This window comes from Polaribacter sp. (assembly GCF_051251875.1).
GTDB lineage: Bacteria > Bacteroidota > Bacteroidia > Flavobacteriales > Flavobacteriaceae > Polaribacter.
Map to the genome: position 1 here is coordinate 42666 of NZ_JBPOGL010000024.1, position 18136 is coordinate 60801.

General features: G+C 28.7%; 14 protein-coding genes and 3 pseudogenes. 8 read left to right on the forward strand and 9 right to left on the reverse strand.

What is annotated here, in order from left to right:
* Nucleotides 1-278 precede the first annotated feature (278 nt).
* Together ACSHW5_RS11425 and ACSHW5_RS11430 are read left to right on the forward strand one after the other, a co-directional pair.
* The gene (locus ACSHW5_RS11425) at nucleotides 279-422 is read left to right on the forward strand and encodes a hypothetical protein (RefSeq protein WP_435676267.1); all 144 of its coding nucleotides are present in this window, start codon (nucleotides 279-281) and stop codon (nucleotides 420-422) included.
* A gap of 270 nt (nucleotides 423-692) precedes the next feature.
* On the forward strand, nucleotides 693-1076 hold the full coding sequence (locus ACSHW5_RS11430; RefSeq protein ID WP_435676281.1) for a HipA domain-containing protein: 384 nt from the start codon (nucleotides 693-695) through the stop codon (nucleotides 1074-1076).
* A gap of 382 nt (nucleotides 1077-1458) precedes the next feature.
* Here ACSHW5_RS11430 and ACSHW5_RS11435 read toward each other — a convergent pair.
* From ACSHW5_RS11435 to ACSHW5_RS11445, 3 genes and pseudogenes are all read right to left on the reverse strand, one after another.
* Nucleotides 1459-2489, reverse strand: a pseudogene (locus tag ACSHW5_RS11435) (serine hydrolase domain-containing protein).
* Nucleotides 2490-2897: 408 nt separating this feature from the next.
* The gene (locus tag ACSHW5_RS11440; protein ID WP_435676268.1) at nucleotides 2898-4004 is read right to left on the reverse strand and encodes an acyltransferase family protein; all 1107 of its coding nucleotides are present in this window, start codon (nucleotides 4002-4004) and stop codon (nucleotides 2898-2900) included.
* A gap of 12 nt (nucleotides 4005-4016) precedes the next feature.
* The gene (locus ACSHW5_RS11445) at nucleotides 4017-4610 is read right to left on the reverse strand and encodes an ankyrin repeat domain-containing protein (RefSeq protein ID WP_435676269.1); all 594 of its coding nucleotides are present in this window, start codon (nucleotides 4608-4610) and stop codon (nucleotides 4017-4019) included.
* Between the two features lie 631 nt (nucleotides 4611-5241).
* On the opposite strand from ACSHW5_RS11445, the gene ACSHW5_RS11450 reads away from it, so the two are divergent.
* Nucleotides 5242-5613: a YchJ family protein gene (locus ACSHW5_RS11450; protein ID WP_435676270.1), complete on the forward strand. Its 372-nt coding sequence runs from the start codon at nucleotides 5242-5244 to the stop codon at nucleotides 5611-5613.
* 279 nt (nucleotides 5614-5892) lie between these two features.
* Here the strand turns inward: ACSHW5_RS11450 and ACSHW5_RS11455 are convergent, their stop codons facing one another.
* The 4 genes from ACSHW5_RS11455 to ACSHW5_RS11470 all read right to left on the reverse strand — a co-directional run bounded on the left by ACSHW5_RS11455 (nucleotide 5893) and on the right by ACSHW5_RS11470 (nucleotide 12632).
* On the reverse strand, nucleotides 5893-9189 hold the full coding sequence (locus ACSHW5_RS11455; RefSeq protein ID WP_435676271.1) for a T9SS type A sorting domain-containing protein: 3297 nt from the start codon (nucleotides 9187-9189) through the stop codon (nucleotides 5893-5895).
* Between the two features lie 81 nt (nucleotides 9190-9270).
* A complete protein-coding gene (locus ACSHW5_RS11460; protein WP_435676272.1) occupies nucleotides 9271-10695 on the reverse strand; it encodes a leucine-rich repeat domain-containing protein in 1425 nt (474 codons plus the stop codon).
* Nucleotides 10696-10700: 5 nt separating this feature from the next.
* Nucleotides 10701-11282 carry a hypothetical protein gene (locus ACSHW5_RS11465; protein WP_435676273.1) on the reverse strand — a complete coding sequence of 194 codons (582 nt, stop codon included), beginning with the start codon at nucleotides 11280-11282 and terminating at the stop codon, nucleotides 10701-10703.
* Between the two features lie 12 nt (nucleotides 11283-11294).
* Nucleotides 11295-12632 carry a hypothetical protein gene (locus ACSHW5_RS11470; RefSeq protein WP_435676274.1) on the reverse strand — a complete coding sequence of 446 codons (1338 nt, stop codon included), beginning with the start codon at nucleotides 12630-12632 and terminating at the stop codon, nucleotides 11295-11297.
* Nucleotides 12633-12674: 42 nt separating this feature from the next.
* Between ACSHW5_RS11470 and ACSHW5_RS11475 the strand changes: the two are divergent.
* The 5 genes and pseudogenes from ACSHW5_RS11475 to ACSHW5_RS11495 form a co-directional block, all read left to right on the forward strand.
* Nucleotides 12675-12776 (forward strand): annotated as a pseudogene (locus ACSHW5_RS11475) (transposase); the annotation flags it as partial.
* A gap of 275 nt (nucleotides 12777-13051) precedes the next feature.
* Nucleotides 13052-13225 (forward strand): hypothetical protein, encoded by a 174-nt coding sequence (locus ACSHW5_RS11480; protein WP_435676275.1) that lies wholly within the window; start codon nucleotides 13052-13054, stop codon nucleotides 13223-13225.
* 292 nt (nucleotides 13226-13517) lie between these two features.
* Complete coding sequence (locus tag ACSHW5_RS11485; protein WP_435676276.1) at nucleotides 13518-14063, forward strand: hypothetical protein; 546 nt, start codon at nucleotides 13518-13520, stop codon at nucleotides 14061-14063.
* Nucleotides 14064-14168: 105 nt separating this feature from the next.
* On the forward strand, nucleotides 14169-14408 hold the full coding sequence (locus tag ACSHW5_RS11490; RefSeq protein WP_435676277.1) for a hypothetical protein: 240 nt from the start codon (nucleotides 14169-14171) through the stop codon (nucleotides 14406-14408).
* Nucleotides 14409-14562: 154 nt separating this feature from the next.
* Entirely contained in the window at nucleotides 14563-15021 is a 459-nt protein-coding gene (locus tag ACSHW5_RS11495) for a transposase (RefSeq protein ID WP_435676278.1), read from the forward strand.
* A gap of 997 nt (nucleotides 15022-16018) precedes the next feature.
* Here ACSHW5_RS11495 and xylE read toward each other — a convergent pair.
* Both xylE and ACSHW5_RS11505 read right to left on the reverse strand, forming a co-directional pair.
* Entirely contained in the window at nucleotides 16019-17443 is a 1425-nt protein-coding gene (gene xylE / locus ACSHW5_RS11500; RefSeq protein WP_435676279.1) for a D-xylose transporter XylE, read from the reverse strand.
* Between the two features lie 81 nt (nucleotides 17444-17524).
* Nucleotides 17525-18136: pseudogene (locus ACSHW5_RS11505) on the reverse strand (xylose isomerase); the annotation flags it as partial.

Here is an 18136-nt window from a genome sequence, read left to right on the forward strand (position 1 = left end):
TTCCAAATATAATTCCTCACATTCTTAAGCTAGACGTTCGTTTTAAAAGATTCTATAAATTGACTTAAAGTTAAATTGTACAACATTGTAATACTGTTGAAAACAAAATTATTCACCACAAACTCAAATAAAGTTTAAATATTATGATTACTTTATAGATAAAAATTGGCGACTTAGGACAGCAAATGAAAAATTGTTATACCGATTTGGAAAAGATTTTAAAACATTATTGATGCACATTTGATGACGTTATTGTAGAAAATATCTTCACTACCAATATGCCTTTATTTCTTGAAAATGCAGCGTATAGAGCCGAAATTTATACCAAACAATTTCCTACTGGCTCTTGGCTTGGAGTAAAAGAATTAGCAGTTCCAGAATTTATGATAGAAATAGAATTAGAAGTTCATATATCAGAATAAAACACAAAATTTAGCTATTAAATAATTGTGATTTCCTTTTAAAGCAAGGATATCTTTCATATTTACCACGTCTAATTTTACTTAAACAAACCATACAAAAACATCTAAAATTTTGTTGATGGTAGACCAAATATTGGTATAAACAATATTGTTTATACTAATAATACTAATGAAAATATAGAGGTCAGTATTTAAATTCATATTTTTAAAGAACAAACTCTTCTAGAGTTTGCTGATCGGTTTAAAACGGATGAAAATTGCAAGAAATACTTGTTTTTATTTAATTATTTATTTTCTAATGGTGATGCTCATTTTAAAAACTTCTCACTTATAGAAACTCCTTTAGGTGATTTTAAATTAAGTCCTGCTTACGATTTATTAAATAGTAGAATTCATATAGAGGATAACGATTTTGCTTTAGAAGAGGGTTTGTTACAAACAAATTTAGCGCAAGGAAAAATTACAAATCAATTCTATATTTTAGGTAAACAAGCAGGTATTTCAAAAAAACAGGTAGAAAAAGTTTTTGAAAATTTAACGTCTAAACAAAATAAAGTTTTAACACTTATTGAAGCTTCTTTCTTAAACGAAAAAATGAAACGAAATTACACGCAAGGTTACCAAACTAGGCTTAAAAAATTATTACGTAATTAGCGTTTAGTTTTATAGATATAGCTTACTTTCTATGAAATATTCTCTCAAGTCATAATTAAAAATGAGCTATATAAGTCGTATTTATAGCTCATGACGTATAAAAATTAGAATTTATTTATCTTATTTTACTTGACTAAATCAATCAAAAGAAGATAAAATAGTACACCTACACTCCACTCCAATACAACTAAACCCTTTAAATAAAAGAAAAGATGCTAAAAGATAGTTTATAAAAAACATCGTACCCAAAATAAAGTCTACTTTTCCTAAGTCTTTTTAAAAAGGAATCATTGATTTTTAAAACAGAAAAACAACAAGGACACCCCTCTTTCTTACTTTATAATCCACAAATTATAGGTTTATAAAATTATATAGTTAAATGTTAGATTTTCCTTTTTACTATTTTATAAATTCTTTTGTTTATAATTTCTGATAAATTCCAATTATACAGTTTAGGATCAGTTGTATTGTAGAAGGCTATCATCACGGCATCAATATCTTTATAGTATTTTGCGAAACTTTGATATCCAGGAACCCAACCAGCATGTTCATACTTGTAAATAGAAGCATAGATTTCTTGTTCATCTTCTTTAAATAAAGACCCATTGTTTAATGCTCTAAGAAAAATACCAACGTCTTCTGCAGTTGCATGCATACCATAATCATTGGTCTTTACATCATAAGGATATCCAATATGGTAACCACTCATTACACTATCAATATTTACTTCTTTGAGTGAGCTAAATGTATTTTTAAGTGCAAAGGATTTAATATTTCTTTCTGAATGAATTGAAAATTATCATATCCAAGTTCATTATCCATTATTTTATTTATAAGTAGATAATTGGTATTACAATATTCATAGTCTTCACCAGGTTCAAAGTTGGCAGGTTTTCCTTGAATTAAAGCAAGACTTTCTTCATAGGTTTTTATTGGATCTTCCCAAAATCTTGGAGTGTCTGTAAAATTAGGAATACCACTTCTATGCTGAATCATCAACCTCAAAGTAATATTTTCGGCATTCTCAATTTCACCTATAAGTTCTGGTAAATAATCTGCTAAAGTTTTATCCAAAGAAAGTAGTCCTTGACTTACCAATTTAGTAACAGCAACTGCATCATATAGCTTGCTAATACTGGCTATTTTAAAAATAGCATCAGATTTGGCAGGTATCTTAGATTCTCGATTGTGCCAACCAGAAGCATAAAATTGTGGTTGTTTTTCTACTTGGTCTATGTACACAACCATTCCTTCAAAATCATAACCTATGGCTTCATCTAACTGTTCTTGAACCGTATCTGGAAGAGGTAATCCCCAAGCCTTAACTAAAGTCCATGGTACAAAGGTTAAAGAAAATACGCTAGCAATAATAAGTAAAAATTTAAGCATTTTTTTTGTTTGTTTTTTTTTCATGAGATGATTGTTTTTTTATTGTTTTAGTGCTACCAATGTCCCTTTTACGTTTTTCTAATTGCAAAACTTTTCTGATCTAAATTAAAAGTGAAACAATATACACATCTATAATCAACATTTTGTAATTTGTATTTTGTGATATCATTGTCATTCTACTCAAATCCTATATTCAAAATAAATGTCTTTTCCGTAATTTTCTCAAAAAACTCCCATATTTCAAAATTGAACGTTTGGCTTGAAATAATAATAATAATAATAATAATAATAATAATAATAGTTTAGACGATAATCTTGGGGAGAACATATTCTTTATTGAACAATATTTGTAGATTGTATCTAACTCTTTTGAGCATTTGATTTGTTTCTTCTAAATAATTTTATCACGGCTTAAAAATTTATCAAATTAAATTATATAGTTTCAGATGTAACACTAGATGTGTTCAAATTTTGTTGTTCTGCTGATTTAAATTTCCATTTCAACCCAAATAAAGGTCTTAAAATTGAAACTCTTTTTAGAATGAATTCGTAAATAAGAAAACAAACTATAAATGTAAACACAGTTATTCCTATAAATTCTAACATAGGATGAAGATCTAATGGCAGAATTAATAATGCCCCAGTATATAAGACAAACATGTGTATGATATAAACAGGATAAACAGCAGCGCTCAAATAGCTTAGTAATTTACTTGGTTTATTGAGATAGCTATTAGCAATTCCAAAAACACCCAATATCCATGAAATAGATTCTAAGGAGGTTAAATACATATTTGATATGGACTCAAATCTAGTGAAACGAATAACGAAGAGAGTTGTTGCCAAACCAATATATAACCATTTCCATCTTAAAACTGTTTGCCAGAAAGCACGTCCACTGTAAACAAATAAATATCCAAAAAAGAAGGCTAAAAAACCAATAAAAAATCCGTGCCAGCTTTGTGCATACATTTCAAATAATTGTGGTTTTATCAAACCCACTTCCAACATAAAAAAAACAGATATCGATAATGGTCCAATAGCATAACTCATCATTTTAGAAATTATCTTCTTAAATTTTCCATGATCATTATTCTTCAAATATAAAAAAAGAGGTGTTAACAACAGCACATATACAAAGATGTTTCCTAAAAACCATAAATGACCACTGTCAGAAAAATAGCTTAAAGACATATTATAATGCTTCTGAAAAATATACATGTGCAAAGGCGTAATCGCAAAATAACCAAACACAAAAGGCAATAGAATTCGTTTACCTCTTTCTTGTAATAATTGCTTCCAATTTCTTTTTTTCATGGCAAAATACAGTCCCATTCCTGATACAAAAAATAAAAGAGGAATTCTCCAAACATTAAGCATGGTCATTGGTTTCCACAAACCTTCTAAAGCTTCTTCACTTCTTATAAAACCTATGAACATTGCCCAAGGCTGAAAAATAATGGCTATATGATAAATTAATAATAAACCAATAGCAATTACTCTTAGCCAATCTATATCGTATCTTCTTTCTGTTGTCATGTTATTTTGTGTTTATTGCAACATCATTGCTACAACGGGTCTTGCTTTTTGTAATTCATTAAGGTCTAATGTAAAACCCATTGGTTTTAATTGCTGTATTAGCATTTCATAAATAGGTTTCATTTGAGCGAAGTCTGTATTCACTATTTCTCTAGGAGTCGCTCCAAAATTATTACGTATGTTTTTATCTGCTTTAGCATCAATTAGTAGTTGTACAATTTCTATACGCCCAAAAAATGCTGCAGTATGTAATGCTGTACCTCCATCATTATTTTTTATTGTCAAATCTGCATTTGCATTGATAAGTACTTTTGCAATTTCAGTTTTGTTAAATGTAGCTGCTGACATTAAAGGTGTAGATCCAGACATTGCCTCTTTTTGATTAATATCAGTTCCAGCTTCAATATGCTGCTTAACAGCTTCTAAATTTCCAGTTAGTACAGCTGCATGAATGTCCATATCTAACTTAGTTACTGTTTTTGTTGTTTCAGCAGTATTTTTTGAACTTGATTTTTTGTCTGATTGTACACATGAATTTGTTAATAAAAGAGTAAAGAATAACATCTGAATTGCAATTCTGATTGAAGTAATTTTAAGTGTATTCATAATTTAAATTTATTAAGATTAATATTTTTAATTTTGTTGTTACAAAGATGCAACAAGAAGTTACCTTGTCATAAACCCTTATGTAGCCTTAAGTATAAAGTTTGATGATTAATTGAAAATTATGACGCAGCTATATAAATTATGACGCAAAAAGGTCTTTTTTAGTAAAAAAGTTACCTGATTGCACTGTAAATACATCCTTACAAATAATGGGAGATAAGTGCTTATTTTTACTTTATTTTTTTATTACCTTATCTAAGGTGGTTTAAAATCCAACGAGATATTTCATTCAATGCTATTGGCGAGAATGTCTTTTCTATCTTTTGATATTCATCCATCTTTGCAGTTTTGCTCTCTTAAAAAAAGTGGTTTAAATTTTCTAACACCCTTGACATTTACGTCATTAAAACCTTAAAAAAATGTGTATCTAAAATGAGCCAAATGAAACTTTTAAGCCACTCAATATTTAACTATATTTGAGATGAATAATTAATTTAATCGGCTCAAAAATAATATCTAAATTGATCTTAAATAAAAGGATTAAGAACGCAACACTTCTTATTAATGAATTTTAATCATATAAAGTATAACCTATCATTTTTACCCATCGCTATAAAAATCAAAGAAACAAATGAAATGTCCTTGTAATCCTAATAATCTTTATGTTGATTGTTGTAAAAAAGCACATCAGAATATTTATGCTGCAACTTCCCCAGAAATTTTAATGCGTTCTAGATATAGTGCTTTTGTTTTGGCTAATATTGATTATCTACAAAAAAGTCATCATAGTTTAACAAGGCCTTCTAAACTTGAAAAAAAAGAAATAGAAACTTGGACAAAGTCTGTTGAATGGATAAAACTAGAAGTGTTAAAAACTACAGAAAACACCGTTGAATTTAAAGCCTATTTTTATGAAAACAACTCTTTAAATATGATACATGAAAATTCTTTTTTTGAAAAAGAAAACAATCATTGGGTTTATAAAAAGGCGAGGCTTATTTAGTACGTTTTAACATGAAACAACTTCTGATTTACTCGTATGAAAAACATCGCTCAAATTAATTTTTATTTCTAAAATTTTAATTTCTTATTTAAGATTAGCACTATTTTTAGCAAAATATTATTTACAACCTACTGCATTATTAAGTTAACATATACTTACATAATTTTCTAAAAAACATTGGCTCATATAAAAGGCTCTTCTAAAAAAAGAGCCTTTTAAAATCACTTGAAACACTATTAAATGAATTTATAGTATCAAAGAAATTTATGTTTTATCCATTTAATTCACCAATAATTTTTTTAATACTATTTGATTCTCAATTTTAATCTTTAGAAAATATATTCCGGTTGATATTTTAGAAATATCAAAATCTGTTTTTAAAAGATTGTTTATATTCTTGGACATTATTTTTTGTCCATTTGCTGTATATAATTCTATCTTAGAAATAGATGTATTACTTTCTAAAGTAATAACCTTTGATGATGATGATGGATTCGGAAATACGGAAACATTAAATTTATTCAGAGAAAAAGTATCTGTAGATAAAACACTTGTTTCTTCTGCTTTAAACGTAAATGTTCCTGTTTCTTCTTTTGTACTTCTAGCAGAATTGTTTCCTTGATCTATCCATACTTTTACCAAATATTTTGTACCAGCTATTAAATTTGTTAATGAAATATTTTCTCCGCAAGCTATAGGCGCTGTACTTGTACAACTTTCAAAAACAGCAAACTTTAATTGCCCGCCAATTGCAGAACCTTCTAACTTAAATTCTCCCGATTGTGGCACTACAATAGAGTACCAAACATCTGCCAACACGGTTCCTACGGCACAACTTGGGCTGTTATTTGATGTACCACTAATTATATCTCCTGGCGTTAGTTGACCAAAAACTAACGGAATTGCATCAATACATTCATCATTTGCCGGAGAACAATCTAAAGAAAAGCTAGCAAAATTATCTTTGTCATCCATCCAATTTGTTTCACTGTAACTAACATCATCCACTTCTATACAGGTTAAATTTGGATTTCCTCTTACATCAAAAACAGTAAATTTTGTATTATTTTGGTTCTTTAAGTTTAAATTATGAAGATTATTATTCTTTAAATTACAAACACTTAATTTTTCATTTAACCTTAAATCTAAATATTCAATTAAATTATCAGAAACTTGTAAATAACTTAATTTTAAATTAGAAAATGTATTTATATGCACTATTTGATTGTTACGACAAGTTAGATCGCTTAAATTTGTGAGATTTGATATATCTATATTTTGTAATAAATTATTTGTTACATTAATAGATCTTAGATTTTCTGAATTAGGCAACTTTAAATCAACTAATTGATTATCCTGTAAACTAATATGTGCCAAAGCTACATTACTTGTTAAATCTAAATTTCTTAAAAGGTTATTATGATCTATATATAATCTTTCTAATAATGTGTTCTTTGAAACATCAATAGTCTCTATTAAATTATAGAATAAACCCAATTCCCGCAACTGGATGTTTTCACTTAAATTAATACTAGAAATGTTACTGTAAGTAATAGATAACCTATTTAATGCTGTATTTAAACTTAAATCTATTTCAGATAATTCAACAAAACCTATTCCTAAACTATTAAGCTTAATATTTTTTGTTAAATCAAGTGCAGTTAATAGCTTTTCTGAAATTGAAACATCAACTAAATTTGTGTTTTTACTTAAGTCCAATTCCATTATACTATTACTACCGATATAAAGTGTATTTAATTTTATATTGTTTTGTAAATTAATAGTAGTTAAATTATTATCTACAATGGATAATGTTGTTAGATTATTATTTTGTGATACATCTATAGTACTTAATTGATTACTATTTATTTCAAGATTTTCTAAATTCACCTTTTGTGAAATATCAATGCTAGTTAATTGATTATCATTTACACTAAGATCTTTTAACTTTACATTTTTTGATACGTCTAAATCCATTAATAGATTTTTACTTAAATCAAGAACTTCTAAATTTACATTTTCAGAGATATCTATGTTGGTTAATTGATTCTCATTTAAAAAAAGTTCTTTTAAATTTACATTTTCAGAGAGATCTATGTTGGTTAATTGATTCCTTTCTAAATAAACTTTTTCTAAATTACCATTTTTCGATAAATTAATTTTGCTAATCTCATTATCACTTAAAGTTAACAATGTTAAGGCAATAAAATTTTCAATACCAGTTGCATCTTCTATTTCAGAATAAGCTAGATATAAATAGGTTAATTGCTCTACATCTGCTTTTAATACAGTTTCATTTATAATTCCATCACTATCAATACCTTCATCTATGAGCGCCTGTTCAAAATTTGCATCTGGCACAGAAAACTCTAAATCAGATAAATTACAATTGTATCTAAAAATTGTTTGCATGTCTATCTGACTCCAATTGGTGTTGCTGTAAATTTCATTATCAACTTGAATGCACCCTAAATTATAATTTGCAAATGCAGAAAAATTGGCATTTGTAATAGTTGAATTATTTCCGTTTTGCACATTTAAAGTCTCCAATAAATTATCATTACAGAAAATCGTTGTTAATTCAGCATTTTGAGAAAGGTCTAAATGTTGCAGTTTATTTTGCTGACAATTAATGTATTCTAAATTGATATTTGCTGCTACATCTAGACTAGGAATTAGATTAAAATTACAATCTAAGCGTTCTAACAATCTATTTTCGGTTACGCTTAGTGCTGATAGTTGATTACCACTAATATTGATATCTAATAACTGTGTATTTTTAGAAACATCAATTGCTGTTATAGCATTAAAGTTAACATCTAGAATTTCTAAATTGATATTATTCGTTACATCTAAAGCTGTTAAATCATTTTCTGCTACATACACATTTTTTAAGTTGGTGTTTTCAGAAACATCTATTGTTGTAAGCTGATTATTATTTATTGATACAACCTCTAATTGTAAATTGCCCGTTAAATTAATAGTAGTTAACGCATTATTATTAACATTTAATGAAATAAGCGCCGTAAATTCTTGAATTCCTGTTAGATCAGAAATATTTTTTCCTTGAGCATCAATAGTAGTAATTGTTGCAATATCTGATTTTAATACTTGTCCGTTAATGGTATTGTCAGAATCAATGGCTTCATCTATTAAATATTGTTCAAAATTTGCATCAGGAATACTTACAAAACTTAAAGTTGAGCAGTTTAAACTAAAAATAGTTTGAGCATCTATGTCTCCCCAATTGGCCACACTATAATCAACATCATCTACGCTAATACATTGTAAGTTTTCATTTCCTGTAGATTTAAATTCTGTAAATTTGGTATTGTTACCATTCTTAACATTTAAATACGTTAATTGATTGTTTTTACCAGTAAGACTTTCTAATTTAGTAAGCATAGAAACATCTAATGTTGTTATCGTATTATCATCAAAATTCAACATCTTTAACGACCTAAAATCTTCAATACCCATTAAATTACTTATATTTTGATTCTCAATTTCTAAAGTCTCAACATTTGCAATTCTTGCGGTAAAAACAAGTCCATCATTTGCAATATCATTACCCAAGTTTTCACTTTCTAAAAAATTTTCGAAATTAGCATCTGTAATTGCTGTAGTTTCTGTTGGATCAATAATTTCATTTATGGTTCAAAAATCTTTCCAAACATTGGCCGTTTTGTATAGTTCTGTTGTTTCCATTGGCACAAGCAACTCTACATTAGCAATGTCTGTATCTAAAAAAATAGAACTTTCTACTGCAATAGGTGTTTGCCAATTTGCTGTTACTCTATTCAGTTTTGTGTTATTAGCAAAAGCATTTTCTTCAATGGTTTCTATAGAAGAAGACAAGGTTATTTCCTCTAAAGATCTACAATCATAAAACAAACTATTTGAAACAGTTGTAAGTGATTCTGGCAGCATAATTGTTCTTAAGCCACTTTTAGAAAAAGCCAAAGTATTTATTGTAGTTAATGAAATTGGTAAATTAATTTCTCTTAATTTAAAACAACTTTCAAAAGCTCTTGCACCAATTTCTTCTAAAGAAGTAGAAATATTTATACTACTTAAAACAAAACATCTACTAAACGCATTTACCCCTATATAAGTTACGTTATTTCCCATAGTAACTTCTGTTAAACTCAAACAATCTGTAAAAGCATTGTATTGAATCTCTTTAACATTATTTGGTATAATGATACTTGTTAACCCACTATTAGAAAAAACTCCATCCCAAAGAATTTCTAAGTTTTCTGGCAGTATTATTTGATCAATTTCTTTACAACCCGCAAAAGCTGATACTCCTATGACCACTACTGATGAAGGTAGCGCAACATCTGTTAAAAGAATACAACCAGAAAAAGAGTTTGCCAATATCTCTTCAATTGACGTGGGTAAAGAAATATTGGTTAACTCTTCATTTCCGCTTAAAAAACCAACCGGAATATATTCAAAAAATGTAGGAAACTCAAAATTGGTAAACTTACAATTTGCAAAAACATTTGTACCAAAAGGATACGTTTCATCTAAAATAGTTTCTAATGATTTTGGTATATTAATACTATGCAATCCGGAATTATTAAATGCATAATCTCCTATTTTATTTATGGTTGATGGCAAAGTAACTGTTTCTAAACTGGTACAGTTTTCAAATGCTCTTTCTTCTATTGTTAAGATTGAATTTGGTAAGGTTACATCTGATAAATTTGAACATCCAAAAAAAGTATTTTCTGCTATTGTATTAAGACTATTAGACATTTCTACAGTTTGTAAATTTGTACAATTTACAAATGCTCTTTGTCCTACATATCTTACAGAATTTGGTATGGAAATTCCTGTTAAATCATTACAATTTTCAAAAGCTCCTTGAACAATCCTGGCTACCGTATATAATTTTCCCTCGGTTGCAACTGAACTTGGTAAATTTAAGTAACCAGAATAACAAGAATTACTGGTTACAATTACTTCTGTCTCATTTGAAATACTATAATTTACACCATTAATACTAAAGCTTTGTGCATTTACAAACCCTATAGAGCTCAATAAAAAAAATAATAAAAATAATTTTGTTTTCATAGTTTTTAATTTAAAAGATTAATTTTTCTCACTAAAGACAACGCTATTTTTTTATAATCTCTCTTTAGAGCTTCCTCTTGTTTATTAAAAGCTGCACCAGGTACCTTTAAAGCCATTGTATAATCCTTAAACTTTATTCTTAATTCTCTCTTTTTACCAATCCAAAGCGCGGCTTTCCCTAAATTAGGTATCCATTCTCCACTTTTAGAACTTCCTTTTTGTATTTGCCAGCTTTCTACCCAAGAAGATTCATCTATTAAATTATCTTTCTCTTCATAAAAACTAAAACTCCCCATTAAATAGTTATTTTCATCATCCGACAATTTTACTCTTATTGTACAAATTTTGTTTTGTGAGCTGCCCTCTATAATTAAAACCTCTTCTACAGAAACATTGTATTGTTTGGCTAAATCTTTTTTTGCAACATAACTACAAGGTTGGGCTAAGTCTGCATAGACCACTTTTGTTTTAAATTTTTTATTTTCAAAAGAAGTATCTTTAAAATTGGTACCAATCGCAGATTTTTTATCACCAAAACAACTGGTAAAAACACTAATAATTAAAGTAAGTATTACTATATTTTTCATAACATTTTTATTTTAAAACCCAAATTTCTTGTATTCATTTGTATTTATGGTTACCGCCTTATCTTCTAAGCCAACAACTTCTAAAGAAAAACTTTTTCCATTTTGAATGGTGTTCATTGCCAATACAAATCCAGAAAAGTTTGAATTATTCATTTTCATACCTAACATTGGCAAAGCTTTATTTTGAACCGGGAAATCATTTGAAACCCAAAAAGATACGCTTCCTTTTTGGTTTGTATATTCATAATCTACCTTTACTTCTTCACATAAATAACCAACAATTGTTTTTGTTTTTCCCGTTTTTTTATAGTCAAAATCACCTTCTTCCGGAATTTTATCTTCCATATTATATTGGTCTCCCATTTGTTCTATAGAAGTCGATTTTTTTATTTTCATACCTGCCATACTCATAAACATTGTCATTGATTCTGGCGTATTTACAACCAGCATTTCTTGACCTTGCATTTCTTTTGGTGCTACAGATATTCCGTAAATATCTGGGTAAGTTCCTAGTAAAAACTCAATAGTTTGAACATCTCCTCTATCATCTGTCATTTTAACCTCTACACTCTTATCAAAACTAAATGTTGATGGAATATCTACTGTTGGCATTGCTTTTTTAAGCATCTCCATTTTTTCATCCTCTGTAAGAGCTTCAACTAAATCTTTTTCTTTAGTTTTAGGTTCTCTTGTTATTGTGTATTCTGGTAAAGTTGTACTTATACTACCCGATAAAGTTGCTGGTATATTTCCTTTTAAACCACTATTTTCTTTTCTTGGAATTTTATAGTTATCAATTAAAGTGTTACCTGAAAAGGAAATATTTATATTTTTATCTTTATTAAAAGTAACAGTTACAGAACCCGAAGTAAATTCTACTTCTTGCTGACCTGCTCTAATTTTTTGATCAAAATTATATTTCCCTTTTACTAAAGCATCATAATCTAGCCTTAAAGAAGCTTCATCAGGAATTTTAAATGTCTTGTTTTGAAGTTTATCAATATCATTAACATTTTTTAATCTAATAATATATCCATCATGTACATCAACACCAAAAGTATCCCAATACCCAATTATTTTAATTTGTTTTCCTTCTTTCTGTACCTTTGATTTTGTTAAACTTGTAATACTTGTAGTTCCGTATATAGTAGAATGATTTATAGAAGCAGATCCGTAAGATTTTATGTTATCTTCTGTTTTTTTAGTATTGCTAGTATCTTCATTATCATTATTTCCTTCTAAAGTTTCATCAATAATTTTATCTGCTTCTTTATCAATTTTTTGTTCAACCTTATTTTGTATTTTATTCTTTATTCTTTTCCATAATTGTCCGTGGGTAGGAGTTATCAATGCAAAGAATAATAGAAAAAGTGTACTTAGAATTTTAGTGTTGGTTTTGTAACGAATGCAATAGATTGGAAATACTCAAGTGCAAGAAATTATCAAGATGATAATACAGTTTTGGAGATAGATGATACAGGTTTTATAGAATAATTTGTTGTAATTATGTTGAACCGAATAAAAAAAATCATAAATTTTAAACTTATGGTTTTTTAGTGTAAAATAAAATTGCTTTAATTTTTTTTTGTAAAAGTGTTTCCCCGCTCCCGCTAGTTTGTAACTAGTGGCGGCAACAGTGAGAACACAAAGAATAGACAAAACTACTTTAAGAGATTAAGGTAGTTTTTTTATGTAAAATCCTTAACTGCGTAGCCACTAGTAAATACTAGCGGTAGCAGTTGCGTGTTATTTTGTATCTTGCTACTGCTATGAGTAGAAATTATAATTTTTATAACAAACAAGGTTTATACTTTGTAAGTTTTGCCACTGTAAACTGGATAGATGTTTTTACAAGACAAGTGTATTTTGATGTTTTGGCAGATAGTGTAACTTATTGCAGAAATGAAAAAGGCATGGAGTTGTATTGCCTCCGCTCCCGCTAGTTTGTAACTTGTGGCGGCAACTTTGGGAACACAAAGAGTATAGATACCTATTTTAGATATTAAGCTTTTAATGATGTTATTATCAAAATAACTTGCTTATCTATATTGCCACTAGCAAATGCTAGCGGTAGCGAGTATAGTGTATGGAACGAATTGGGAATACTTAATATACTAGGACCAGCGGGGGAAATTAAACTAGAGATTGCTGATTATAGAAGTAAAGGTTTAGATGATACTCAAATAAGACAGGAACTTAACAGAAAATATGGTTGTGAATAAAAACAAAGAAATTATGAAAAAAAGATTTGCCATTTTAGTATACTTATTATTTACGGTAAGTGCTAAAGCACAAACAATAGACGATTTAATGCGTAATTTTACAAATTCTTATGTAGCTACTCATGCAGAGGTATATGAGAAGGTAATAGGACAATCCCATATTCACTTTCCAACTCATGTAAGAATTATTGATATGCCTAGTGATTGGGTAAATAATACTAGTAATCTTATAAAAAGCAATCCATCATTGTTAAATAATTATCTGGATTCTGATGATTTTGATTTTTCTGCTTTTGTATTAATGCTCTCTATTTTTGAAATAGATCCAAATCCTAAGGAGTTTAGTGCCGTCTCATTTGTTTTATTTTATTATAATGATGATGATTTTTCTCGTATATCAGCGATGAGTCCAGTAATTAATACTAAAAAAGATTTATTTAGCCTTTGGTTAGCCATAAAAGATACTTCCATTAATAGAGTTAAGTCTTTTATAGCAGAAAAATGTGGAAAAGATAGTGACGGAGATGGCATTAATGATTGTGAGGATGATACCCCTTAGCTGGTGCTAGTTTGCAAATAAGTACCTATGTAGTAAAAAACCGAAGCTCTTTAAAAGAGTTTCCCACATCACAATTCCAATTTTGATATTTCTTTGGATAATTTAATGAATCATTACGAATCTAAACAAGGTGGAGTTTTTGAAAATAATGTTTTAGCAGGAGAATTAAGAGATGAGTCCGGTCTTGATGGAAATCAAATGAACGATTTTATATCTAGCATAAAAGAAGCTATTTGTAAAATAAAAGAAGATAGAAAAGCTTGTATTGGAAATACCAATAATTTTAATACAATATTAAAAGATATAACTCTACCTATATTCAATTATAATCCTCGCTCCCGCTAGTTTGTAACTAGTGGCGGCAACAGTGAGAACACAAAGAATAGACAAAACTACTTTAAGAGATTATGGTAGTTTTTTATGTAAAATCCTTAACTGTGTAGCCACTAGTAAATACTAGCGGAAGCAGTTGCGTGTTATTTTGTATCTTGCTACTGCTATGAGTAGAAATTATAAATTTTATAACAAACAAGGTTTATACTTTGTAAGTTTTGCCACTGTAAACTGGATAGATGTTTTTACAAGGCAAGTGTATTTTGATGTTTTGGCAGATAGTGTAACTTATTGCAGAAATGAAAAAGGCATGGAGTTGTATTGCTATTGTTTTATGCCAAGTCATATACATTTTATGTTTTGTTCAGCTAATGAACAGCCAATGGAGTTATTGAGAAATTTTAAAAGACATACATCAAAAAAAGTAATCGAAGCTATAGAGAACAATACACAAGAAAGTAGAAAGCAGTTTATGCGAGTAGGAAAAGAACATTGCAATATCTCAAAATATCAGTTTTGGCAACATCATTATAAACCTATAGAATTGTGGAGTAACAATGTTATCAAACAAAAAATAGATTATATTCATACCAATCCTGTTGAGGGAAGGTTTGGTATAGAATAAAGCTGAGAACTTATAGAAAAAAATATTAAAAAGCCCTCAAATATTTGAGGTTTTTAGAATTGATAAATTTTGGTACTAAACCAAATCTCAACAGATTTGTTAAAACCATAAACGATAATTTTTATCAAAACCACTTCTATTAATAAAAATGAGTCAATTTTTTAAATAAGAATTATGTTATAACATATTAAGCCTTTTTTGTTAATATTAAAATAGATTTTAAAACCTTCACTTCAAAAATAGTTGTACATTTATCCACTAAACAACAGCCAAAAGAAAGATAAAGTGTACAGCTTTAGTACACCAAAATTACTACAATCCTAATGAAATATAGGAATATTACATATTGTATCGGAAAATAATCAAACAATAAAATTAAAAAGGGCCTTATTAATAATAAACAATTATACAATTCTATTAAACTAGAGACATCTTTAATGCCTCTAACTCCACTCCTAAAAATTTAAACATATTATAACACATAAGTAAAATCAACAAAATCTTGAAGTAATATTATTTTCTTTTTCCCCGAAAGCATTAAGGCTAATTCCACAGAATCTTCAAGATAGACAATCCTTGTATTCAACAAATCGTAAGCAGGAGGCATGTCTATTTACTTGGTACGATAATTATAAAATAAATATTCTAAATACAATCAGTATACTTGATAGTCATTTTTCTGACTAAAAAAAACAAACTGATGAAATTATCAGAAAAAAGACCAACTATTTTGTCTACTACGCCCTTATTTAAAAATAAACCCAATTGAAAAAAGGTACAATCAATTGAGTTTATAAAATTTGTTTTATTACTTATTCCAAATTGATGATTCTCTGTAACCATACAATTTGTCATTCCGCAGGAATCTCTTATTAAATAATTTACTCCTTACAATAGACTCTTCCAGAGTGACAAACTATGTGTTATAAAAAGCGTTCATAAATATGATATTATTATAAATTTCTTTTTTATTGAAATTAAATCGATAAGAATTAATTTATTTCTTTTTCCAAAGACCTTCCATTTCTTCTAAAGTTTTACCTTTCGTTTCAGGTACATATTTCATAATAAAGAACATTGCTAAAACACTCATAATACCGTAAACCCAATACGCAAAACCGTGGTTAAACAATCCTGTTAAATATGAGTTATCATTCATCATTGGGAAGGTTAAAGAAACTAAATAGTTAGAAATCCATTGTGCTGCAACCGCAACTGCCAAAGCTCTTCCTCTAATTTTATTTGGAAAAATCTCTGCTAATAATACCCAAGCAACTGGTCCCCAACTCATCGCAAAACTTGCAACATACAACATCATACAAAACAAAGCTAAATAACCTGTTGCACCTGAATAAAAGACGAATCCTAAAGACAACATTGCCACTGCCATACCTGCAGCTCCAATAATCATTAATGGTTTTCTACCGTATTTATCTACTGTTTTAACAGCAATAATGGTAAATAAGAAGTTTACAACACCTACAATAATGGTCATTAATAAAGCACTATCTGTTCCTGATGAAATGGTTTTAAAGATTTCTGGAGCGTAATACAAAACTACATTTATACCCACAAATTGCTGAAAAACTGAAATTAAAATTCCTATGATAATTACTAACCATCCAAAAGACAAAATATGTCCTGAACTTTTTTCGTTCATAGAAGCCTCAATTTCTGTGAGAACTCTATTTCCTTCTTCTTCACCATTTACTTTTACTAAAACATCTAATGCTTCTGTTGGTTTGTTTCTCAACATTAGAGAACGAGGTGTATCTGGAACAAAAAATAATAATCCTAAAAATAAACCTGCAGGAATTACTTCTGAAGCAAACATCCATCTCCAACCTATTTCATTTAACCAAGCATCAGAACCTCCTCCTTTTGAGATAAAATAGTTTACAAAATAAACTACCATAAAACCACCTACAATAGCTAACTGATTAAAAGAAACTAATTTACCTCTACTTTTTGCAGGCGCAATTTCTGCGATATATAAAGGAGAAAGCATAGAAGCTAATCCTACGCCAATACCTCCAATAATTCTATATACAATAAATATTGTTGAATATGTGTGGTCTAATTCTCCTAAAGTTCCAATTAACATTTCTGGCATTGCAGAACCTAAAGCGGATATTAAAAATAAAATTGCGGCTAGAATTAACCCTTTTTTTCTTCCTAATTTTTTACTGACTAACCCTCCAAAAATACCTCCAATAATACATCCTATTAATGCACTTGAAACTAAAAATCCTTTAAAAGCACTTGCTGCCGTTTCTGATAACCCTTTTGGCATTACAAAAAAACTATCTAAAGATCCTACTGTTCCTGAAATTACACCTGTGTCATATCCAAACAATAAACCACCTAAAGTGGCTACTAAAGTTAGTTTGATTAGATATCCTGAATTTGTTGCTGTTGCCATAATGTGTTTTTAGTTAATTGCTTTTTAAACTGCTATAGAAAAGACTCTTTAGGTATTCTAAACCTGAAGAGTCTTTAAAATTTATATATATTGATTAATAATGTTCTCAAATAACTCTTGCTTACCACTTTGTAATGTTAATTCTCCATTTTCTTGTGCAATGTTATACAAGTCTGATAATTCTAATTTCCCTGCTTCAAAATCCTTTCCTTTTCCTACATCAAAAGAACTATATCTTTTTTCTCTTAAAGAATTATAAGAAGAAGAAGTCATAATTTTATCTGCTGTAATTAAGGCTCTTGCAAAGGTATCGGCACCACCAATATGTGCGTGAAAAACATCGTCCATATCTGTTGAGTTTCTTCTAATTTTTGCATCAAAATTAACTCCACCTCCTTGTAAACCTCCTGCTTCTAAGAAAACTAACATTGCTTCTGTAACTTCTTGTATGTTGTTTGGAAACTGATCTGTATCCCAACCATTTTGGTAATCTCCTCTATTTGCATCTATACTTCCTAACATGCCTGCTTTGGCTGCAACAGCTAATTCGTGTTGCATTGTATGTTGCGCTAAAGTTGCGTGGTTTACTTCAATGTTCATTTTAAAATCTTTGTCTAAACCATATTCTTTTAAGAATCCGATTGCAGTTGCAGAATCAAAGTCATATTGATGTTTCATTGGCTCCATTGGTTT